The 21,499-nt window shown below is 71.9% G+C and carries 19 protein-coding genes and 1 pseudogene; 9 read left to right on the top strand and 11 right to left on the bottom strand.

Annotated elements, in window-relative coordinates:
- The first annotated feature begins 46 nt into the window (after positions 1-46).
- Positions 47-715: a DUF998 domain-containing protein gene (locus ACFU5K_RS11755; protein ID WP_384059415.1), complete on the top strand. Its 669-nt coding sequence runs from the start codon at positions 47-49 to the stop codon at positions 713-715.
- A gap of 218 nt (positions 716-933) precedes the next feature.
- Here the strand turns inward: ACFU5K_RS11755 and ACFU5K_RS11760 are convergent, their stop codons facing one another.
- From ACFU5K_RS11760 to ACFU5K_RS11770, 3 genes are all read right to left on the bottom strand, one after another.
- Positions 934-1,749 carry an SAM-dependent methyltransferase gene (locus ACFU5K_RS11760; RefSeq protein ID WP_384059417.1) on the bottom strand — a complete coding sequence of 272 codons (816 nt, stop codon included), beginning with the start codon at positions 1,747-1,749 and terminating at the stop codon, positions 934-936.
- Positions 1,750-1,930: 181 nt separating this feature from the next.
- Positions 1,931-3,265, bottom strand: coding sequence for a diaminopimelate decarboxylase (gene lysA / locus ACFU5K_RS11765; RefSeq protein WP_384059420.1), 1,335 nt, complete (start codon positions 3,263-3,265; stop codon positions 1,931-1,933).
- A 15-nt stretch (positions 3,266-3,280) separates the two neighbouring features.
- The gene (locus ACFU5K_RS11770) at positions 3,281-3,619 is read right to left on the bottom strand and encodes an SAV_915 family protein (protein ID WP_384059423.1); all 339 of its coding nucleotides are present in this window, start codon (positions 3,617-3,619) and stop codon (positions 3,281-3,283) included.
- 240 nt (positions 3,620-3,859) lie between these two features.
- Here ACFU5K_RS11770 and ACFU5K_RS11775 point away from each other — a divergent pair, with 240 nt between their 5' ends.
- Positions 3,860-4,438, top strand: a complete 579-nt coding sequence (locus ACFU5K_RS11775) for a TetR/AcrR family transcriptional regulator (RefSeq protein WP_384059426.1) — start codon at positions 3,860-3,862, stop codon at positions 4,436-4,438.
- Between the two features lie 57 nt (positions 4,439-4,495).
- Positions 4,496-5,695 (top strand): GDSL-type esterase/lipase family protein, encoded by a 1,200-nt coding sequence (locus ACFU5K_RS11780; protein ID WP_384059428.1) that lies wholly within the window; start codon positions 4,496-4,498, stop codon positions 5,693-5,695.
- A 125-nt stretch (positions 5,696-5,820) separates the two neighbouring features.
- Here ACFU5K_RS11780 and ACFU5K_RS11785 read toward each other — a convergent pair whose 3' ends face one another.
- The 5 genes and pseudogenes from ACFU5K_RS11785 to ACFU5K_RS11805 form a co-directional block, all read right to left on the bottom strand.
- The gene (locus tag ACFU5K_RS11785) at positions 5,821-6,249 is read right to left on the bottom strand and encodes a hypothetical protein (RefSeq protein ID WP_384059431.1); all 429 of its coding nucleotides are present in this window, start codon (positions 6,247-6,249) and stop codon (positions 5,821-5,823) included.
- Between the two features lie 112 nt (positions 6,250-6,361).
- The gene (locus ACFU5K_RS11790) at positions 6,362-7,585 is read right to left on the bottom strand and encodes a phosphatidylserine/phosphatidylglycerophosphate/cardiolipin synthase family protein (RefSeq protein ID WP_384059434.1); all 1,224 of its coding nucleotides are present in this window, start codon (positions 7,583-7,585) and stop codon (positions 6,362-6,364) included.
- Positions 7,586-7,872: 287 nt separating this feature from the next.
- Positions 7,873-8,010 (bottom strand): annotated as a pseudogene (locus tag ACFU5K_RS11795) (VOC family protein); the annotation flags it as partial.
- A gap of 243 nt (positions 8,011-8,253) precedes the next feature.
- Entirely contained in the window at positions 8,254-9,699 is a 1,446-nt protein-coding gene (locus ACFU5K_RS11800; protein ID WP_384059437.1) for a glyceraldehyde-3-phosphate dehydrogenase, read from the bottom strand.
- Positions 9,700-10,179: 480 nt separating this feature from the next.
- A complete protein-coding gene (locus ACFU5K_RS11805) occupies positions 10,180-11,067 on the bottom strand; it encodes a UbiA family prenyltransferase (RefSeq protein WP_384059440.1) in 888 nt (295 codons plus the stop codon).
- 118 nt (positions 11,068-11,185) lie between these two features.
- Between ACFU5K_RS11805 and ACFU5K_RS11810 the strand changes: the two genes are divergently transcribed.
- The 6 genes from ACFU5K_RS11810 to ACFU5K_RS11835 all read left to right on the top strand — a co-directional run bounded on the left by ACFU5K_RS11810 (position 11,186) and on the right by ACFU5K_RS11835 (position 19,618).
- The gene (locus tag ACFU5K_RS11810) at positions 11,186-12,244 is read left to right on the top strand and encodes a type III polyketide synthase (protein WP_384059443.1); all 1,059 of its coding nucleotides are present in this window, start codon (positions 11,186-11,188) and stop codon (positions 12,242-12,244) included.
- Positions 12,245-12,257: 13 nt separating this feature from the next.
- Positions 12,258-12,785 carry an isoprenylcysteine carboxyl methyltransferase family protein gene (locus tag ACFU5K_RS11815; RefSeq protein WP_384059446.1) on the top strand — a complete coding sequence of 176 codons (528 nt, stop codon included), beginning with the start codon at positions 12,258-12,260 and terminating at the stop codon, positions 12,783-12,785.
- Complete coding sequence (locus ACFU5K_RS11820; protein ID WP_384059449.1) at positions 12,782-13,795, top strand: NAD(P)/FAD-dependent oxidoreductase; 1,014 nt, start codon at positions 12,782-12,784, stop codon at positions 13,793-13,795. Before ACFU5K_RS11815 ends, ACFU5K_RS11820 begins: the two co-directional genes overlap by 4 nt.
- A 134-nt stretch (positions 13,796-13,929) precedes the next feature.
- Positions 13,930-14,622 carry a YqjF family protein gene (locus ACFU5K_RS11825; RefSeq protein WP_384059548.1) on the top strand — a complete coding sequence of 231 codons (693 nt, stop codon included), beginning with the start codon at positions 13,930-13,932 and terminating at the stop codon, positions 14,620-14,622.
- Positions 14,623-14,737: 115 nt separating this feature from the next.
- Positions 14,738-16,855 carry an MMPL family transporter gene (locus ACFU5K_RS11830; protein ID WP_384059452.1) on the top strand — a complete coding sequence of 706 codons (2,118 nt, stop codon included), beginning with the start codon at positions 14,738-14,740 and terminating at the stop codon, positions 16,853-16,855.
- A 78-nt stretch (positions 16,856-16,933) separates the two neighbouring features.
- On the top strand, positions 16,934-19,618 hold the full coding sequence (locus tag ACFU5K_RS11835; RefSeq protein ID WP_384059455.1) for a SpoIIE family protein phosphatase: 2,685 nt from the start codon (positions 16,934-16,936) through the stop codon (positions 19,616-19,618).
- A gap of 42 nt (positions 19,619-19,660) precedes the next feature.
- Here the strand turns inward: ACFU5K_RS11835 and ACFU5K_RS11840 are convergent, their stop codons facing one another.
- The 3 genes from ACFU5K_RS11840 to ACFU5K_RS11850 all read right to left on the bottom strand — a co-directional run bounded on the left by ACFU5K_RS11840 (position 19,661) and on the right by ACFU5K_RS11850 (position 21,402).
- A complete protein-coding gene (locus ACFU5K_RS11840) occupies positions 19,661-20,299 on the bottom strand; it encodes a class I SAM-dependent methyltransferase (RefSeq protein WP_384059457.1) in 639 nt (212 codons plus the stop codon).
- A gap of 22 nt (positions 20,300-20,321) precedes the next feature.
- The gene (locus tag ACFU5K_RS11845) at positions 20,322-21,107 is read right to left on the bottom strand and encodes an SAM-dependent methyltransferase (protein ID WP_384059460.1); all 786 of its coding nucleotides are present in this window, start codon (positions 21,105-21,107) and stop codon (positions 20,322-20,324) included.
- A gap of 133 nt (positions 21,108-21,240) precedes the next feature.
- Positions 21,241-21,402, bottom strand: a complete 162-nt coding sequence (locus ACFU5K_RS11850) for a hypothetical protein (RefSeq protein ID WP_384059555.1) — start codon at positions 21,400-21,402, stop codon at positions 21,241-21,243.
- Between the last annotated feature and the right edge of the window lie 97 nt (positions 21,403-21,499).

Raw genomic sequence — 21,499 nt, forward strand, 5'->3', positions numbered from 1 at the left:
GCGTGTGCACCCGGCCTTGCGGGTCCCGGCGATCTAACGTTTCCCGATGCGATCTGTCCCCTGGTGGGTCCTCTTCTCCTCGGTGTGCGCTCCCGTCCTCCTCGTCGGAGGCTGGTCCGTCTCGGCGGAGCTGCACGGGCCCGGGTACGACCCGGCCACCACGACGATCAGCATCCTCGCCGCCGCCGGGGCCGGCGGTTACTGGGTGATGACATCGGCCCTCGTCGCCCTGGGTGTCTGTCACGTGGTCACCGCCTGCGGGCTGCGTCCCGCCGCGCTCGTCGGACGGGTCGCGCTGGCGGGCGGCGGCCTCTCCGCGATGCTGCTCGCGTTCTTCCCGGCGCCGAGCAGCGGCGGTTCCCTCGCCCACGGCGCGGTGGTCGCGGTGGGATTCTCGCTGCTCGCGGTCTGGCCGGTCCTGGCGGTGCGCCGCCGCACCGCCCGGCTGCGAAGCGAAGCGGAGGGAGCGGTGGTGCCGCTTCGGCCGCCGGCGTCACCGCCCGGTGGGACCGCGCCGTGGGGTCTGCGCCCGGGGCCGTCCACCGGGGCGACCGTGTTCATGTGGCTCGGTGGGGGGTGGTTCCTGCTCGCCCTGTTCCTGCTCGACACCGCCGGGGCGGCCGAGCGTGTCATCACGTTCGCCCAGTCGTTCTGGCCGCTCGTCGTGGTCGTCTCCTGTGTCCGGTGGAACGGTGACGACAGGCAGACGGCCTGAGCCGACGTCATACCGGCACACGGCCCCCGCGGTCTGCCGGTGCGCGGCACTTCGAGGCGTCCTTACCGACGGCACCACCGAGACCCTCGCGGTCGCACCCGCGGATACGGTCGACAGCGCCTTGCCGGCAACCGTCGGACCGCCGACCCTCGGAGGCACGAGGTCCCGGTCGCGCTGTCCCGGCCGTACGGTGGCGGGCGGCAGGGCAGGGCTGCTCGCTACGACGTGCGGCCCACCGCCACGTAGCCGGCGCTGATGACGTCGTCCTGGCCGGGGACCGGCTCCCCGAGCTCCGGGTGCCAGGCCTCCGCCGCCACGATGCCGGGCTCGACGATGTCGAGACCGTCGAAGAAGCGGGCGAAGCGCTCGCGGGTCCTGGGCGCCAGTGTCAGCGTGTTGGCCTTGTACAGTTCGTCGACCTTGCCGGCCGCCGCCGGATGGAAGTCGGCGGTGAGGTGCGAGATCACCAGGTGGCTGCCGGGTGCGAGCACGCCGGTCAGCCGTTCCACCAGTTCGTAGGCGCCGTCCTCGTCGCTCACGAAGTGCAGCAGAGCGATCATCGACAGCGCGACGGGCCTGCTGAAGTCCAGTGTTCTGCCCGCGCGTTCGAGGATGGAGTCGACGTCGCGTGCGTCCGCCTGGACGTAGTCGATCGCACCCTCAGGGGCGCCCTTCAGCAGGGCCTCGGCGTGTGCCAGCACGATCGGGTCGTTGTCGCAGTAGACGACGCGCGTGCTGGGCGCCGCCTGCTGGGCGACCTGGTGGAGGTTGGGCTCGGTGGGTATCCCGGTACCGATGTCGAGGAACTGCCGGATGCCCTGGTTCGTCAGCCAGCGCGTGGCACGGTGCATGAAGGCCCGGTTCACCTTGGCCATGACCGGTACACCGGGTTCGACCGCCAGCATCTGTCGGCCCATCGCCTCGTCCACCGGGTAGTTGTCCTTGCCCCCGAGGAACCAGTCGTACATCCGGGCGGGATGCGGTCGGCTGGTGTCGATGCGCAGGCCGGGTGCATCGTCGTCGGGTCTGGACATCGTGAACTCCTGTGCGTGTAGCTACGGATGATCAGTTTGCGACCACAATAGGGAACTTGTGTGCCGATGATGTCGAGTCCGCGGCAACTCGGCTGCCGTATGCGACAACGCGGGGGCCATCTTGTCTTCCGGAGTGACCTCGGCGAGGAAGCCGTCGAACGTGCGGTATTCCTGGCCGGTCCTATTCCCCGACGTCCCGCCCGCGGAAGTCGTCGAGGGTTTCCCGCCGTACGAGCAGCCGGGCGGCGCCGTCCCCGACCGCCACCACCGGAGGCCGGCCGACCATGTTGTACCCGGAGGCCATGGACAGGTGATACGCGCCCGCCACGGGCACGGCGATCAGGTCCCCCGGGCGTGTGTCGCCGGGCAGTTCGACGTCGGCGGCCAGGATGTCGCCCGCCTCGCAGTGCCTGCCCACGACGGTGGTGCGCGTCGGTGCGGCGGACGAGCGCCGGCCGACCATGCGCGGGACGTAGCGAGCGCCGTAGAGAGCGGGCCGGGGGTTGTCGCTCATGCCGCCGTCGACGGCCACGAACACCTGGGCGCCCGTGTGTTTGACGGCCAGGACGCGGTAGAGGGCCACCCCGGCAGGTCCGGCGATCGCACGCCCGGGCTCGAGGAGCAGCCGGGGTACGTCCAGGCGTGCGGCGGCGCAGCTCGCCACGAGTTCCGCGCGCAGGGCGCGGGCGAGGGCGGGGAGCGCCATCGAAGGCTCGCCCGGGCGGTAGGCGACGCCGTGTCCGCCGCCCAGGTCGAGTTCGGGCAGGACCAGGCCGTGGGTGTCGCGGATCCTGGCCATCAGCCCGACCATGCGGCGCAGAGAGGTGACGTACGGTCTGATGTCCGTGATCTGGGATCCGATGTGGCAGTGCAGTCCGGTCAGTTGCAGCTGCGGCTGGTCCAGGACGCGGGCGATCGCGTGCTGCGCGGAGCCGTCGGTCAGGCTGAGCCCGAACTTCTGGCCGTCCCTGCCCGTACGGATCTTCTCGTGGCCGCCCGCGGAAATCCCCGGCGTCACCCGGACCAACACGCGCTGGTGCCCGTGCGGTCCCACGGCGGCGGCCAGTCGCGCGATCTCCGACGCGCTGTCGATCACGATCCTTCCCACCCCGAGCCGCAGTGCGGTCTCCAGGTCGCGCGGGGACTTCGCGTTGCCGTGCAGGAGCATGCGCTCCGGCGGGAATCCTCCGGCTGCCGCCAGCTCCAGCTCGCCGGCCGAGCACACGTCCATGCCGAGCCCCTCCTCGTCGACCCAGCGGGTGACGGCCCGGCAGAGCAACGCCTTGGCGGCGTACAGCACTTCGGCACCAGGAAAGGCGTCCCGGTAGGTCCTGCACCGGGTCCGCAGCTCGCCCTCGTCCAGCACGTAGACCGGAGTCTCGAAGCGCCGGGCGACCTCGGTCAGGGAGACCCCTCCGACGGCGAGGTCACCATGGGGCAGGCGGCTGGTGGAGGAGGGCCAGACGGACAGGTCGTCGGTGCCCGCGACTGTCCCGGGCGGTGTGATGACGGTCATGGAAGTAGCTCCCCTTCAGGCGTTGCGGACCGGGGCGCGGCCCGGGCGAGGGATGGAGGCGGTGACCGCAGGCGCCGACAGAGCCGGGTCGACCGTCACCAGGTACGCCCCGAGCGGCTCGCACAGGGTGCGCAGCAACGCTTCCGACAGCCGGACGAAGCGCTGACCGGTGCCGAGCGTCGCGGTCAGGCGCGCAGCGCTCGTGAAGCCGACGGCGGTGCGGGTGCCCAAGGGGGTGCGGAACAGCCGGATGGCCGCCTCCGCACCCCTTCCCGGCCGGACGGGCACGTAGAGGGGCCCGGCCGGGAGCGGTTCTTCGGGCTCGGGTTCACTTTCGTACGACATCAGACACATGGGCCCCTCCTGGGGATTCATGGTGGGTGGTGGCGCCCGGGAGCGGGAGGTGACCCGACGCGCGACACCGAAGCTATCCCCGCCCCGAAGCCCTGCGGGACCGTCCCTGACACCTCTTTGACGTCGGCCTCCCAGGTCCATACAGGTCACTGACGTCTGAGAGGAAGCTGAAGTGATTAGGAATTTGCCTAGGATAGCTAGGTAGTCGCATAATTGCATTCGTCGATGAGGATGGTGCCCATGGTGCGAGCAGGACTGACCGCGGAACGACTGGCGCAGGCCGGAGCCGAACTGGCCGACGAGGTCGGGTTCGACAAAGTCACCGTCGCGGCACTCGCCCGGCGGTTCGGTGTCAAGGACGCGAGTCTGTACTCGCACGTGAAGAGCTCCCAGGACCTCAAGACCAGGATCGCCCTGCTGGCGCTGGCGGAACTCGCGGACCGCGTCGCCGCGGCGCTGGCCGGCCGGTCCGGCAAGGACGCCCTGGAGGCGTTCGCGAACGCCTACCGCGACTACGCCGGGGAACACCCGGGCCGTTACGCCGCGGCGCAGCTCCGTCTGGACCCCGAGGCGGCGGCCGCCAGCGCCGGAGTGAGGCACGCCCAGATGACGCGGGCGATCCTGCGCGGCTACGACCTGACGGAGCCGGACCAGACGCACGCGGTCAGGCTGCTGGGCAGCGTCTTCCACGGCTACATCAGCCTGGAGAGCGGGGGCAGCTTCAGCCACAGCTCGCCCGGCACCCAGGAGACCTGGTCACGGGTTCTGGACGCCTTGGACGCCCTGCTGCGGAACTGGCCAGGACCCGCGGCCTCCTGACAAGGGCGGGCCCTCTCGAACCCCGTCAGCCACACACGACCGGACAGGCGGTATGGAATGAGCACCCACCACGACAGCGCGCACGACGAGCTGACCGATGTCCCACTCACCGGGGGACTCCTGCGCGGCGCCCTCGATCAGGAGCGTACGGAGCGCGGCTTGCTGCCGCACCGGCTTCCCGCCCGTGCCCGGGCCCAGAACACCGACGCGCAACTGGCCATGGCCGAGGCGCAGCCGTCCGGGGTGCGGCTCGCCCTGCGTACCCGTGCCACAGTCCTGGAGCTGGAGACCCTGCCGACCAAGCGTGCGTACGTGGGTGCCCCGCCCCGGCCGGACGGGGTTTACGACCTGCTCGTCGACGGCAGCCCCGCCGGCAGCGCCACTGTGGCGGGCGGCGACGTGCTGACCATCGACATGACCACGGGGTCCACCGAGACCCTGACGGGGAGCACGGGTACCGCCCGTTTCTCCGGTCTGGCCGCGGGCATGAAGGACGTCGAAATCTGGCTCCCGCACAACGAGACGACCGAACTCGTCGCCCTGCGCGCCAACGCCCCCGTCGAGCCCATGCCCACCAGGGGACGCAAGGTATGGCTGCATCACGGGAGTTCGATCAGCCAGGGATCCGACGCCGCGAGCCCCACGGCCACCTGGCCCGCCCGCGCCGCCGCTCTCGGCGGTGTCGAGCTGATCAACCTCGGGCTCGGCGGCAGCGCCCTGCTCGACCCCTTCACGGCTCGGGCGATGCGTGACACCCCGGCCGACCTGATCAGCGTCAAGATCGGCATCAACCTGGTCAACACCGACCTGATGCGCCTGCGCGCATTCGCCCCGGCCGTCCACGGCTTCCTCGACACGGTCCGTGAAGGTCACCCGACCACACCGCTGCTGGTGGTCTCGCCGGTCCTCTGCCCCATCCACGAGGACGCCCCGGGGCCAAGTGCTCCCGACTTCACCACGCTGGGCGAGGGAAGGCTTCGGTTCCGTGCCGCGGGCGATCCGGCGGAGACCGCCGCCGGGAAACTCACCCTGAACGTCATCAGGGACGAACTCGCGCGCATCGTCAAGCAGCGTGCGGCGGACGACCCCCACCTGTATCACCTCGACGGCCGCGAGCTCTACGGCGAGGCGGACTACGCCGAACTCCCGCTGCCCGACGAGCTCCACCCCGACGCCGCCACGCACCTGCGCATGGGTGAAAGGTTCGCGGGCCTGGCTTTCGCCGCGGACGGCCCACTCGCGGTGACGGGCGACTGATCCGGTCGAGGCGCCGGTGCTGTCCGCCGGCCTGCCCACGCAGCGACCTCGTCAGGTCCACCTTCGCGCCCGGCGTTCCCGCACGGCCCGGCGCTTCGGCGCCGAGTTCCACTAAGGGCTTTCCGTCACTGAGGTCGCCCCAGCGCCCAGCCCGAGACGTCGGCCAGCCGGCCGCGCCACAGGGGAAGCCGCAGCGAACCCGCGCCGCCGAACAGCAGTGTGGCGCCCCGGAGGTGAATCCAGCGGGGCAGCTGCGAGGCCCCCTCGCCGGTCCCCAGTTCCCTGATCCCCTGGTCGACGGTCTCCGGGAACTCCGCGATGAGGTTCGCGCCCTCGCCCTCGACCTGGCGCAGGCTTCTGGCCCAGTCCGCCTTCCAAGCCTCGTGCCCGATCACGTCGCCGTGCAGTACGCCGCCCGTGAGGGTGAGGGTGATCGGAAGGCTGGAACGCATCTCCCTGTCCAGCAACTGGATGAGCAGCTGCAGTTGCAGGTCGGGCACAGGCTCCGTCGTCACCGCGGACGCACCCGGCTGTGCTTCGACAGACTCGATCATGGATCCATTCCCTCTCACCCGTTGAACAGCAGGTGAATGCCCGTATGCCCCGCAGGCGGGCCGCCACACCCCGGTGACCGGGTGACCGGACGAACCACGGCCGGCCCCCGCCTCAGAGCCAGCGGCGGATCGGCAGGATCGCGGTCTCCCGCATCCGCTGCCCCACGGAGCGGCGCTTCCAGCGGCCCTCCTCGATGAGCACGCTTCGCTGTACGTCCGCCTCGAAGTGCTCGTCCAGGGTGGCGGTGAACGCCGGATCCAGGACGGTGAGCATGACTTCCTCGTCGTGGTCGAGGGAGCGGCGGTTGAAGTTCGTCGACCCGATCAGCGAGGCGACGCCGTCCACCGTGAGCGCCTTCGTGTGCAACATGGTGGGCTGGTACTGGTAGATCTTCACGCCGCAGGCGGTGAGGTCCTGGTAGTGGTGCTGTCCGGCCAGCTGGCACACCCGCTTGTCGGTGTGCGGGCCGGGCAGCAGGATCTCGACGGTCACCCCCCGCCGGGCGGTGGCGCAGAGCAGTTCGATGAAATACGTGTCCGGGGCGAAGTACGCCGTCGTCAGGCGCACCCGCTCCTCGGCGGACTCCAGCACGACGCGGAGCAGGGTCTGCATGTCCTGCCAGCCGAAACTGGCCGAACCCCGCACCACCTGCACGACGGCGTCGCCGTGGTGCGTGGCGTCGACGAACCTGTCCTGGTCGGTGAAGAGCTCGTCATGGCACTCGGCCCAGTTCTGGGCGAACGCGGCGGCCAGACCGTCCACGGCCGGGCCCTTCACCCGCACATGGGTGTCCCGCCACTCGTTCTCGTTGCGCGCGTCGCCGCACCACTCCTCGGCGATCCCCACGCCACCGGTGAACGCCACCTCCTCGTCGGTGATGAGGACCTTGCGGTGGCAGCGGTGGTTCTGCTTCAGCGGCGAGAGGTACAGCGGCTTGCGGAACCACGCCACCTCCACCCCGGCCTCCTCCATCATCGCCAGCTGGTCCTTCTCGATCAGCCGGCTACCGAACCCGTCGAGCAGCAGCCGCACCCGCACACCCGCACGCGCCCGCTCCGACAACGCCTGCGCGAAATCCCGCGCTATGTCACCACGCCAGTACACGAACGTCATCATGTCCACGGTGTGCTCGGCAGCACGGATGGCACCCAGCATCGCGGCGAAGATCTCGTCCCCGTTGCGGAGCGGGACGAGTTCGTTGCCTTCCGTCGCCGCGATACCGATCAGGCGCTCCAGCCGGCGCCGGAGCCGCCGCGTGCGCTCGGTGTGGAGCGCGTCGCCGGATCTGGAGGGGGTGGGCTTCTCGCTGGGCTTTTCGTCTATGTGGCTGGTCATCTCTCACCTGGTCGACGGGGGTGTGGGGCAGGGCACTGCCCTCCCGGGTCTTCTCGTACCCCAGGGGCGTCCGCCGAGCCACCTTTCGGGTTCCGCTGGTCCGCGGACCGACCGCCCGGCGCCGGTCACGCCCGGTCGGGGTCCACCTCAGTCACTGTCCCGAGCAGCGCCGACCATGCCTCGCGGCGTGCGTGTACCGCGTCACTTCCCGGCGGTCGCGGCGAGGAACGCGCGAGCGGGGCGGCGCCCGCCCCGGCCGCGCGGGTGCCATGTGGCTCGCGGGCGCGTCAGATGTGGCTCAGCACGTTGATCACCCGGCCGTTGGGGTCCCGGACGAAGAACCGGCGCACCCCCCACTCCTCGTCCCGTAGCGGGTGGACGATCTCCGCGCCGCTCGCCCGCACGGCCGCGTAGGCCGCGTCGACGGCCTCTTTGAGGATGTGCCACTCGGTTCTGGTCAAGTCGGGACGTCATTCAAGAACGCGACGACGGCCGTGCACTCCGGGGCGTGGCGGCCGGAAAGCATGGTCGTTCAAGAGGCGGGTCGGGCAACTGCGCCCGGCGCAGGCGCACTCGGTGCGTGCCGTCCGGAACCTGGGCGAGCGGCGCTCGGGCCGCCCGGTACGGCTGTCGGCCCCGGCGCATACCGGGGCCGAAGACCCGCAGGGTCAGACGGCTGGAGCCGGGTAGGTCGGGTACTCCACGCCGGAGACGTGCTGGACGACCCGGATGACCTGGGAGGAGTATCCGAACTCGTTGTCGTACCAGAGGTAGAGGATCGCGTTGTCGCCCTCGACCTTCGTCGCACCCGCGTCCACGATCGAGGCGTGGCGCGAGCCGATGAAGTCGCTGGAGACCGCGTCGGGTGCGGTGATGAAGTCGATCTGGCGCCGGAGCGGCGAGGTCAGCGAGACGTTTCGGAGGTGTTCGAGCACCTCCTCGCGGTCGGTGCCACGGGCGAGCTGCAGGTTGAGGATCGCGATGGAGACGTCCGGCACCGGAACACGGATCGAACTGCCCGTGATCTTCGCCTTCAGGTCGGGCAGTGCCTTCGTGACGGCCGAAGCGGCGCCCGTCTCGGTGATGACCATGTTGAGGGGCGCCGAACGGCCGCGACGGTCGGAGTCGTGGTAATTGTCCAGCAGGTTCTGGTCGTTGGTGAACGAGTGGACGGTCTCCACGTGTCCGCGCAGTACGCCGTACTCGTCCGCCATCGCCTTCAGCGGCGGGACGATCGCGTTGGTGGTGCAGGAGGCGCAGGAGATGATCTGCTCGTCCGGCTTGATCGTCTCGTGGTTGACGCCGTGGACGATGTTGGGGACGTCCCCCTTGCCCGGCGCGGTGAGCACGACCTTCGAGATGCCGGGGATCAGGTGCTTGGACAGGCCCTCGCGGTCGCGCCAGCGGCCGGTGTTGTCGATGAGGATGGCGTCCTTGATCCCGTGTGCCGTGTAGTCCACGGAGCTCGGGTCGTCGGAGTAGATCACCTTGATCTCGTTGCCGTTGGCGATGATCCTGCTGTTCGCCTCGTCGACGGTGATGGTGCCCTGGAACTGTCCGTGGATCGAGTCTCGGCGGAGCAGGGAGGCGCGCTTGACGATGTCCTGCCCGGCTCCCCGGCGTACGACGATGGCGCGCAGCCGCAGACCGTTGCCCGAGCCGGTCTTCTCGATGAGCAGGCGGGCCAGCAGGCGGCCGATGCGGCCGAAGCCGTAGAGGACGACGTCACGTGACTCGCGGCGCTCGGTCTTGTTGGCGCCGGTGGCGCCTGCCACGGCGTCGGCGGTGAACTCCTCGACCGACAGGCCGTGGTCGTCGCTCCGGTAGGTCGCGGCGAGCATCCCGAGGTCGATCTGGGACGGGCCGAGGTCGAGGCTGCTCAGCGCGTGGAGGAAGGGCAGCGTCTCGGTGACCGAGAGCTCCGCGCCGGCTATCTGCCGGGCGAAGCGGTGGGTCTTGAGAATGCTGACCACCGACTTGTTCACCAGGGAGCGGCTGTGGAGCAGGACCGTGACGTCCCGCTCCCGGTGCAGCTTCCCGATGATCGGGATCATCGACTCCGCGATCTCCTCACGGGTCTTCCAGTTGGTGAACGAGTCCTCGGTGGCAGTCACAAGTCCATCTTTCGAGCTAGGCGGTGCTCATATGTTAACCACACTGGAAAACGCTCGTTCACTGGGTGCCGTACCCGGCTCCGGAGGGACTTCTGGCGCGCCTCGACCGGGTTTCCGACGGGTCCCGCCCCGCCCGGTCTCTTCACCGTCCTGCAGCGGGAGCCCGTGCGCCTCGCTGCCGTGTCGCAGTGCGCCACCGGCTGTCCCGCGGGAGCCGAGGCGCGCCCGCCGGAGGGCTTCTCGCCAGAACGCGGCCCGGCCCGCCGAATACATCGGCGGGCCGGAGAGCGGCAGGGTGCGCGCGGACGAGGACGGTTCAGCTCGCAGCCCGTCGACGGCCCTTCGCCGCTGCGACCAGTTCCGAAGTCGTCGCCAGCTTCACCCTGCGCCGACCGTCCCGGCGGCGCACGTCCTGTTCGCCCCGTGGCTTCTATGGTCGTGCGCGCTGTCGTGACGCGCCGGGCGTGACCTATGGGCCTGTCACGCGATTCCCGTGCCCTGCGCCAGGAGTAGTGCGACATCCGCCGAGGCCACGGCGACCGTCCCCGCCAGGGCGGTCTTGCGCCAGGCCCCGTCGGGACGCGGGACTGCCCCCACGGCCGTTGCCGCCGTCCCGCAGAGGGCGACGACCGCGAGGGCGACGACGGTCCGGCCGCCGGGCCGGCCCGGCGGGCCGAGCGCCAGCACGGCGGTGGCCGCGACGAGGGGGAGGGGCAGCAGGAGCCGCGTGCGGGCCGCGCCCCAGCGCTGGGGCAGGCCGCGGACACCCGCTCTGAGGTCCTCCTCGATGTCGGGCAGTACGTCGCACAGATGGGCCGCCACCCCCAGTAGCGCACCCGCCGACACCGCCCACCAGGCGGGCCAGGGGCTGCCGGGCAGGCTCAGGGCGACCAGGCAGGGGAGGGCGGCGAAGCCGGTGGCGTAGGGGAGCCAGGACAGTGCCGTCTCCTTCAGCTTCAGGTTGTACGCCCACGCCGCCGCGACCCCGCCCAGATGCACCGCGCCCGCCACGGCCCCGCAGGCGAGCGACAGTGCCGCGCACAGGAGGAGAGCGCCGGCCGCCGCCCCCCACGCCGTGCCCCGGTTCACCAGGCCGAGGGCGACCGGCTTCCCCGTCCGGCCGGCGTCGGCGTCCCGACGGGCGTCGAACGCGTCGTTGCACCAGCCCACGGAGAGCTGCCCTGCCAGCACCGCCGCGGCGACGAGCAGACAACGGCCGCCGCGCAGACCGGAACTGACGGCCAGTACGGCGATCAGCACGGTCACCGCGCCGGAGGGCCCCGGATGGCAGGACAGCAGAAGCCCCCGCGCCGCGCGTGGCAGGCGGACGGCGGGGGAGGACGCCGAAGGCCGGTCCGTGGTGTCCACCCGGCGATCCTAGACAGTCCGGCACGCACGAACACGGCTGCCACGAACCGCATGTGCGCCGTTTTGCCCCGGTCTGCCGTCAGGATGTACGCATGACCCTTCCGAAGCGGTGGCCAGGATGACCCGGATCGCGGCCGTTCACGGGGTCCTGCCGCCGCACCGACACACACAGCGGGAAGTCACCGACATGACGGCGAGCGTCTGCCTGCCCCCGGGGGCGGACAGACGCCTGCTCGACCGCATCCACGCGAACGCGGGAGTGCGCACCAGGAACACGGTGCTGCCCCTGGAGCGGTACGCCGGACTGGACGGCTTCGGGGCGGCGAACGACGTGTTCATCGGCGCCGCCGTCGAGCTGGGAGCGGAAGCCGTCCGCGGCGCCCTGCGCAAGGCGGGGCTGCGGCCCGCCGACGTGGACCTGCTCATGTTCACCTCCGTCACGGGCATCGCGGCCCCCTCCATCGACGCACGGCTCGTCGGGCGCCTCGGCCTTCGCCCCGACGTGAAGCGGCTCCCCGTCTTCGGACTCGGCTGTGTCGCGGGAGCCGCGGGGATCGCCCGGCTGCACGACTTCCTGCTGGGCCGGCCGGGACAGGTGGCTGTACTCCTCTCGGTCGAGCTCTGCTCCCTGACCTTCCAGCGGGACGACCCGACGCCCGCCAACCTCGTCGCCACAGGGCTGTTCGGCGACGGCGCGGCTGCCGTGGTCCTCGTCGGTGCCGACCACCCGGCTCCCGCTGAAGGACCGGAGGTGCTTGACACCCGCAGCCGCCTCTACCCGGACACCGGCCACGTCATGGGATGGGACATCCGCGGCTCGGGCTTCACCGTGGTGCTCGACCCCGCGGTCCCCGACGTCGTACGCCGGTATCTCGCCGAGGACGTCGGCGGCTTCCTCCAGCAGCACGGGCTGAAGCCGAAGGACATCGCCCGCTGGGTGTGCCACCCCGGAGGCCCCAAGGTCCTGGAAGCGGTCACCGAGGCGCTGGCCCTGCCCGAGGGGGCCCTGGACGTCACCCGGCGTGCCCTGGCCGAAGCCGGCAACCTCTCCTCGTCATCGGTCCTGCACGTCCTGCGCGACACCATGGAACAGCGGCGGCCCGAGCCCGGATCGCCCGGCGTGCTGATGGCCATGGGCCCAGGCTTCTGCTGCGAACTGGTGCTGCTGCGCTGGTAGTCCGGAGGAACACATGATCTGGTACACGGCCCTGGTGGCGGCGGTCGCGGCCGAACGCTTCGCCGAGCTGGCGCTCGCGCTGCGCAACACGCGCTGGAGCCTGGCCCAGGGCGGCACGGAGGCCGGTCGCGGCCACTACCCGGCGATGGTCGCCCTCCACACCGGGCTGCTCGCCGCCTGCCTCGCCGAGACCTGGCTGGCGGGCCGGGAATTCCTCCCGGTGCCTGGCTGGACCATGGTGGCGGTGGTGGCCGCCGCGCAGGGACTGCGCTGGTGGTGCGTCCGCACGCTCGGCCGGCGATGGAACACCCGGGTCATCGTCGTGCCCGGCCTGCCCCTGGTGACCGGCGGGCCCTACCGCCTGCTCCGCCACCCCAACTACGTGGCGGTCGCGGCCGAAGGGGCCGCCCTGCCGCTGGTGCACGGTGCCTGGGTCACCGCCGTCCTGTTCACCGTGCTCAACGCGGCCCTCATGGCCGTACGCATCCGGTGCGAGGACGGCGCCCTGGCCCGCGTGCCGGAAGCCGCGGTGCGCGCGTGATCGACATCCTGGTCGCAGGCGGCGGGCCGGCCGGTCTCGCGGCCGCGATCGGGGCGGCCGCGGCGGGCCGCGAGGCCGTGGTGGTCGAGCCCCGCGCGGCTCCTGTGGACAAGGCCTGCGGCGAGGGCATCATGCCCAGCGGGGTGGCGGCCCTGAGGGGGCTGGGAGTCGCTCCGTCCGGCCGGGAACTCCGCGGGATCCGGTACGTCCAGGGTGACAGGCGTGCCGAGGCGTGCTTCCGCGGGAGCACCGGACTCGGCGTGCGGCGGACCGAACTGCACACCGTGCTGCACCGGCGCGCGGCGGAGCTCGGTGTGCGCTTCGTCCCCGGCCGGGTGGACGAGGTGAGTCAGGGCGACGACCGCGTCACGGCGGCGGGGCTGACGGCCCGCTGGCTGATCGCCGCCGACGGTCTGCACTCGCCCACGCGCCGCGCGCTCGGGCTCGAACGCCCCTCCGCCCCACCCCGCCGGTACGGGCTGCGCCGCCACTACCGGGTCGCACCCTGGACCGACTTCGTCGAGGTGCACTGGTCGCGGCACGGTGAGGCGTACGTGACCCCCGTCGGGGACGGACTGGTCGGGGTCGCCGTGCTCAGCGGCCACCGGCGCTCCCACGAGGAGCACCTCGACGCGTTCCCCGCGCTGGCCCGCGCGCTGCGCGGACTGGAGGACGGGGCCGTACGCGGCGCGGGTCCCCTGCGCCGGACCGTGAGCACGCCGATAGCAGGCCGGGTCCTGCTCGTCGGTGACGCGGCCGGGTACGTCGACGCCCTCACCGGTGAGGGCGTCGCCCTGGCGGCGGCGACCGCGGCGGCGGCCGTCGCCTGCCTCGTCGCCGGCCGGCCCGAGGCGTATCCCGCGCGATGGGCCCGGCTGACCCGCCGTCATCGCCTGCTCACCCGGGCGCTGGTGGGGCTGGCGGGGCATCCGGTCACCGCCGGGATGATCGTGCCCGCCGCCCAGCGACTGCCCCCGCTCTTCGGCGCCGCCGTGCGCGCACTGCAGTGAGACGTTCGCCGGGCGCGCCGTCCGGGTCGACGCTGCCGCCGCCGCGCACACCGTGACCCCTCTGCCATTCTGGGTGGGTGCCGCCCACCCCCCGTACACCGCAGGCCGTCACCCCCGACCCGCCGGACCCGGCGATGAGACCGCTGATGACGCAGTCCTGGCTGGACCTCGCGTTCCTGCACTGGGCCGCCGACCCGGCCGACGTGGCGCCCCTGCTCCCCGCGGGGACCGAACCGGACACGCTGAACGGCGTCACCTACGTCGGACTGGTCGCCTTCCGCATGTACCGCGTCGGATGGCTGCGCCTGCCCGGCATCCCCTACCTCGGCACCTTCCCCGAGACCAACGTCCGGCTCTACTCGCGGGACGCGCACGGCCGGCGCGGGGTGGTCTTCCGCTCGCTGGACGCCTCGCGGCTGATCCCCGTGGCCGTCGCCCGCGCCACGTTCGGGCTTCCGTACGTCTGGTCCCGCATGGCTGTCCGGCGCGAGGGCGACACCCTCACCTACACCAGTACGCGGCGCGCCCCCGGCCCCCGGGGTGCCCGCAGCCGGATCGTCCTGCGCACCGGCGCCCGCATCGGCACCCCCAGCGCACTCGAACACTTCGTGACGGCACGCTGGGGCATGCACAGCACCTTCCACGGGCGCACGATGTACCTCCCGAACGCGCACCCCCGCTGGCCCCTGCACCGGGCGCGCCTCGTCGAGTGCGACGAGAACCTCGTCGCGGCCGCGGGGCTTCCCGCACCCGTGGGGGAGCCGCAGAGCGTGCTCTACTCGCCCGGCGTCCCGGTGCGCTTCGGGCTGCCGGCCCGTCCGCGGTAACCGCCGATGGTCCGACCGTGGCTCCCGTGAACCGGCCACGGCATGTCGTGTCCCCGCCCGCCGAGCCCCCCTCTACTCTCGCCGCCAAAGCACAGGACGAAGCGGCGGGAGCGGCATGCAGTCAGTGGCCCGGCTTGTGTGCGGAGGCCGCACCAAGTGGCTCGTCGTCGTGTTCTGGATCGTCGTCCTCGTCCTGGCCGCGCCGCTGGCCGGGAAACTCACCGGAGCCCAGGACAACGACGCGGCGTCCTGGCTGCCGAGCAGCGCCGAGTCCACCCGGGTCTGGGAGGAGTCCAAGGAATTCAGGCCCGAGGTCATCACGGCCGTCGTCGTGTACGCGCGCGACAGCGGCCTGACCGGCGCCGACCGTGCCCGGATCGCGGAGGACGAGCGGCAGCTCACGGCCCTGCGCGCCCACGGTGTGCGCGGCCAGGAGGTCCGCGGCCCGCTCTACGACAGCAGGACCGCACCCGCCGCCGCGCAGATCTTCGTGCCGATCACGATGGACGAGAAGGGCTGGGAGCGGATCGGCCCGGCCGTCGACTCCGTGCGGGATGTCGTGGGGAACGGCGGGGCAGGACTCGCCGTACACATCTCCGGGCCCGGGGGAGTCGCAGCCGACTCCGCCGACGCGTTCTCCGGCATCGACTCGACCCTGCTCCTCGCCGCGCTCGCCGTCGTGATCGTGATGCTGCTGATCACCTACCGGAGCCCGACGCTGCTCGTGCTGCCCGTGGTCTCGGTGGTCGCGGCCCTCCTCACCGCACAGGCCCTGATCTACCTCCTGGCGGCGCACGCCGGTCTCACCGTGAACGGGCAGAGCGCCGGCATCCTGACCGTCCTCGTCTTCGGCGCGGGTACCGACTACGCCCTGCTCCTCGTCGCCCGCTACCGCGAGGAACTACGGCGCCACGAGGACCGGCACGAGGCCATGGCCCGTGCACTGCACCGCGCGGGGCCCGCCGTGCTGGCGAGCAGCGGCACCGTGGTGCTGAGCATGCTCGTCCTGCTGGCCGCCGAGATGAACTCGACCCGGGGCCTCGGCCCCGTGGCCGCGATCGGCGTGGCCGTCGCCCTCGTCGCCATGCTCACGCTGCTGCCGGCGCTGCTGGTGATCTTCGACCGGTGGGTCTTCTGGCCGGTGGTCCCGCACCACGGCACGCCCGAACCCACCGAGCGCGGATTCTGGGCACGGGCCGGGCGGCGGCTCGCCGCGCACCCGCGAAGGGTCTGGGTCGCCACGGCGCTGGTGCTGGCCGCACTGTCCCTGGGCCTCCTCCAGTTGCGCGCGGCGGGCCTCAGCAACGCCGACTCCTTCCCCGACAAGCCGGACTCCGTCTCCGGACAGGAGATCCAGAACCGCTACTTCCCGGCCGGGAGCGGCAGCCCGCTCGTCGTGATCGCGGCGGCGGACCGGAGCGCCGAGGTGAGGGTGGCGGTCCAGGGGACCCGGGGCGTCGTACCTGGCTCGCTCGTCGTACCGCCCGGCGCCCGCCCGGTGCAGGACGGCCGCGCCATCTTCGAGGCCACCCTCACGGACGCGGCGGACAGCGACCGGGCCGAGCGGACCGTCGAGCGCGTCCGTGAGGCCGTACACGGAATTCCGGGCGCGGACGCGCTGGTGGGCGGTGACGCGGCGGCCGCGCTCGACATGGACGCCGCCACCCGCCACGACAACCTGCTCATCATCCCCCTGGTGCTCGTGGTCGTGCTGATCGTCCTGGCGCTGGTGCTGCGCGCCCTGCTGGCGCCCCTCCTCCTGATCGCGACGGTGGTCCTGTCGTTCGCCGCCGCGCTCGGTGTCAGCGCGCTCGCCTTCCGGTACGTCTTCGACTACGCGGGCGAGACGACGGACTTCCCGCTCTTCGTGTTCGTCTTCCTGGTGGCGCTCGGCATCGACTACAACATCTTCCTGACCACCCGGATCCGCGAGGAGGCCCTGCACCAGGGCACCCGAGCCGGCGTCGTGACCGGGCTCGCCGCGACCGGGGCGGTGATCACGTCCGCCGGCCTCGTCCTGGCCGGCACCTTCGCGGCGCTCGGCACCCTTCCCGTGGTCGCCTTCGCCGAGATCGGCTTCACCGTGGCCCTGGGCGTACTCCTGGACACGTTCGTCGTACGGTCGGTCCTGGTCACGGCCCTCTTCCTCGACATCGGCCCGCACGTGTGGTGGCCGCACCGGATGGCCCGGGAGGACGGCGCGGCCGGGCGGGAGCCCGCTCGCGCGCGATGACCGTTTCCGGCCGCCGGTGCCGCCCTGCCCGTCACGCACGGCTCGCCCGGCGTATGGCCAGGGTGTAGAAAGGGGGACATGGCCGGACGCGACGGCCGCCCGCGCTCGTTTCTCGGCATGAGAAGCCTCGCCGGTCAGGTCTTTCTCCTCCAAGTGGCGATCGTGGTGTTGCTCGTCGCAGCCGCCGTGGCGGCGCTCGTGCTGCAGTCCCGCGCGGACAGCGAGCGCGAGGCCCGCAACCGCTCGGTCGCCGTGGCCGAGACCTTCGCCAACTCCCCGGGCATGGAAGCCGCCCTGAAAAGCCCCGACCCCACCGCCGTGCTCCAGCCGAAGGCAGAGGCCGCGCGCAAGCGCTCCGGGGTCGACTTCATCGTCGTACTCAACCGGGACGCCATCCGCTTCACGCACCCGCTGCCCGACCGGATCGGCAAGAAGTTCGTCGGCGAGGTCGGACCGGCGCTGGACGGCCATGTCGTCACCGAGAAGATCACCGGGACCATCGGGCCGCTGATCCAGGCCGTGGTGCCCGTGTCCGGCGCCGACGGCAAGGTGATCGGTCTGGTGTCCGCCGGGATCACCGTCAAGAACGTCAGCGGGGTCGCCGAGCACCAGTTCCCCCTCCTGTTCGGCTCGGCCGCCGGGATCCTGCTGCTCACCATGGGCGGTACGGCCCTCGTCACCCGGCGGCTGCGACGCCAGACCCACGGCCTCGGCCCCACCGAGATTACCCGGATGTACGAGCACCACGACGCCGTTCTGCACTCCGTGCGGGAGGGAGTGGTCATCGTCAGCGGCGACGGGCGCCTGCTGCTGGCGAACGACGAGGCACGCAGGCTCCTGGCGCTGCCCCCGGACGTCGACGGCGTGCCCGTCACGGAGCTCGGTCTCGACCAGGCCATCACCGGGCTGCTGGCCTCCGGACGGACTGCGACCGACGAGGTGTACTCCGTCGGAGACAGGCTCCTCGCCGTCAGCCAGCGTCCCACCGACAGGGAAGGAGGCCCGCCGGGCAGCGTGACGACCCTGCGCGACACCACGGAACTGCAGGCCCTGTCCGGCAAGGCCGCCATGGCCCGCGGACGGCTCAAGCTGCTCTATGACGCGGGCACGGAGATCGGCACCGCGCTGGACGTCATCCGGACCTGCGAGGAGCTGGCCGATTTCGCCACCGCCAGATTCGCCGACTACGCCACAGTCGACCTCGTCGAGGCCGTCCTGCGCGGCGAGGAGCCGACCGCGGCCGGCGCGACCTCCAGCGGACTGCGGCGGTCCGCCTTCAGTGGGCCCCGCGACGACACCGGACTCCACCCGCTGGGCTCGGTGGTCCGCTTCCTGCCGAACACGGACCTCGGGGCGGGTCTCCTCAGGGGCGAGGCGGTCCTCGTACCCGACCTGGCACAGCACTCCGGCTGGCAGCAGGCGGACCCGGAGCGCGGCGCCCGGATCGTCGAATGCGGCCTCCACTCGCTGATCGCCGTCCCCATGCGGGCCAGGGGCGTGATCCTGGGAGTGGCGATGTTCTGGCGGGCCGAGCGGCCCGAACCGTTCGAGGACGAGGACCTGTCGGTCGCCGAGGAACTGGTGGCCCGCGCGGCGGTGAGCATCGACAACGCGCGCCGCTACTCGCGCGAGCACAACGTCGCGGTCACCCTGCAGCGCAGTCTGCTCCCGCGCGGACTTCCCGACCAGACCGCGATCGACGCCGCCTACCGCTACCTTCCCGCACAGGCCGGGCTGGGCGGGCTCGGCGGAGTCGGAGGCGACTGGTTCGACATCATCCCGCTCCCCGGCGCCCGGGTCGCGCTCGTGGTCGGCGACGTCGTGGGGCACGGCCTGCACGCGGCCGCCACGATGGGGCGCCTGCGTACGGCGGTCCACAACTTCTCCACCCTGGACCTCCCACCGGACGAGCTGCTGTGGCACCTGGACGAACTGGTCGCCCGGATCGACCAGGACGAGTCGGCCGACGGCTCCGAGGGCGGAGGCGTCACCGGGGCCACCTGCCTCTACGCGATCTACGACCCGGTGTCCGGGCGCTGCAGCATGGCGCGGGCGGGCCACCTCCAGCCCGTGATCGTCAGCCCCGAGGGCGACGCGCAGTTCGCCGACGTGCCCGGTGGGCCCCCTCTGGGGCTGGGCGGCATGCCCTTCGAGACCCTCGACGTGCAGCTCGCCGAGGACAGCCGGCTGGTGCTGTACACGGACGGACTCGTCGAGGACCGTCACCGTGACATCGACGAAGGTCTGGAGCTCCTGCGTTCCACGCTCGCAGGGCACGGTGAGCGGACTCCTGAGGAGACCTGCGAGGTCGTCCTGCGGACCCTCGTGCCCGCCCGCGCCCGCGACGACGTCGCGTTGCTCGTCGGCCGCACCCGCCGGACGGCACCCGAGAACGTGGCGGAGTGGGAGGTGCCCTCCGATCCCTCGGCGGTCGCCCGGGTACGTGCCGACGTGTCCCGCAAGCTCACCGAGTGGAATCTGGCCGAAGAGGCGTTCACGACCGAACTGATCCTCAGTGAACTGGTCACCAACTCCATCCGCTACGCCACGGGCCCCATCCGCGTACGGCTGCTCCGCGACCGGACGCTGATCTGCGAGGTGTCCGACCGCAGCAGCACCTCCCCCCACTTGCGCCAGGCGGCCAGCATGGACGAAGGGGGCCGGGGGCTCTTCCTCGTCGCCCAGTTGGCGGAGCGCTGGGGGACCCGCTACACGGACGACGGAGGCAAGGTCATCTGGACGGAACAGCTCCTGCAGCCTTGAGGCCCCTCGTCCGGATCATGCCGGGCTCGGGCGCGCGCGTCGTCACACCGGCTCCCGGCGGCAGTGGAGAAAGAGGTGCGGCTCGGGTACGGCTCCGGGGTGGGCCGGGGTGAACACCGCGTCGTCCTCCCGCGTGACGGTGAGCCCGGCACCGGTCACGAGCGTCCTGCATCCCGCAGGGCCGAAACTGGTCACCTCCACCTCCTGGCCCATGAAGACGGCGCTCACCCCCTCGACGTCCAGCGGAACCGTGGCCAGGACCAGGTGGCCGCCGGGCCGGAGCGCCCCGGCGAGCCGCCGGAGCACCGAACGCTGGTCCTCGCGGGACATCTGCAGCAGCGAGAAGTAGACACACACCGCGTCGAAGCCGGTCTGCTCCAGCGGGACCTCACGGATGTCGGCGTTGCGGAACGTGGCTCCCGGGACCCGGCGGGCCGCCAGTTCCACCATGACCGCTGACACATCGACGCCCAGCACCTCGTGCCCGGCCGCGGCCAGTGTGCGGGCGGTCGGCCGGCCCGTGCCGCTGCCGACGTCCAGGACCCGGCTGCGCGGGGCCAGTTGCCCCAACAGCCGCTCCAGGGAGGCATGATGGGCCTGCGAGCCGGCGAAGGCCGTCTCGTAGTCGGCACCGATGGCGTCGAACGCCTCGGCTGCCGGGTGCCGCCGGTCCTCGGTCATGAGGACGTCCCCTTCCGGACGGTTACGGGATGCGGGCCACCGCGACGTACACGCCGCTCATCTCGGGCCGGGGGGCCGGCGTGTCGCGGAACCACTCGGGAGCCGTCACCAGCCCGGGCTCGACGATGTCCATGCCCTCGAAGAAGCGCTCGAACTCCCCTCGGGTGCGCAGGGCGAGCCGGATACCGCCCTTGCCGTACTCCGCCTTGCCCTGCTCGCCGCGCTCGGGATTCACGTCCGACGCGCCCTGGGACAGGACCACGTAGCTGCCCGGGCTCAGAGAGGCCGTCAGGATGCGCACGATCCCCACGGGGTCCAGGTCGTCGGGCAGGAAGTGGAGGAGCCCCAGCAGCGAGAGGGCGATGGGCCGGTCGAAGTCCAGGACCTTCCGGGCCGCGTCGATGATCGTCGCGGGTTCGAGCACGTCCGCGTGGACGTAGTCGGTCGCCCCCTCAGGACGGCTGATGAGGAGGGCCTCCGCGTGCCGCAGCACGATCGGGTCGTTGTCGCAGTAGACGACCCGGGCGTCGGGCCTGATCTCCTGGGCGATCTGGTGCAGGTTCGGCGCCGTCGGGATGCCCGTGCCGATGTCGAGGAACTGGCCGACTCCCTCAGCGGCCAGCCAGGCCGTCGCACGGTTCATGAAGGCGCGGTTCTGGAACGCTCCGGCCTTCGCCTCGGGCGGCAGCTGCTCCGCCACCGCCTGGTCCACCGGGTAGTTGTCCTTGCCGCCCAGCAGCGAGTCGTACACACGCGCCGAGTGCGGCTTGCTGGTGTCGATGGGGGGCTGAGGTATCCCGGTCGTCATGACGCGCTCCGTTGCAGATGGGTGAACCGCTCCACCTGCGAAGTCTGCCACAGCAACTCGCCGCCCCGACGCACTCATTGGGGTGCCGCGGCAGGCCCAGGGGAGCTCCCCACGGGCCTGCCGCGGCCCGCTGTCAGTTGCCCCCGACGAGGCCGTGCGCGGGCACGGTCACCGTGCGCGCCCTGGGCCTGCCGCCCAGGACGACCTTGCGCAGGGCGCTGTTGTTGGTCAGGTCGGCCTCCTCGAGCCGCTTCTCCGGGTGGGCCAGCACCTGGACGTAATGTTCCCCGGCCACGACGGCGTCACGATCACCTTCGGCCAAGCGGGGAGCCCCGACCGCTCGCAGGGGTCCTCGGGCGAAGGCTCGCCGAGGTCCTCGGACGAAAGCGCAC

The sequence above is a fragment of the Streptomyces sp. NPDC057428 genome (genome assembly GCF_042803195.1).
Lineage (GTDB): Bacteria > Actinomycetota > Actinomycetes > Streptomycetales > Streptomycetaceae > Streptomyces.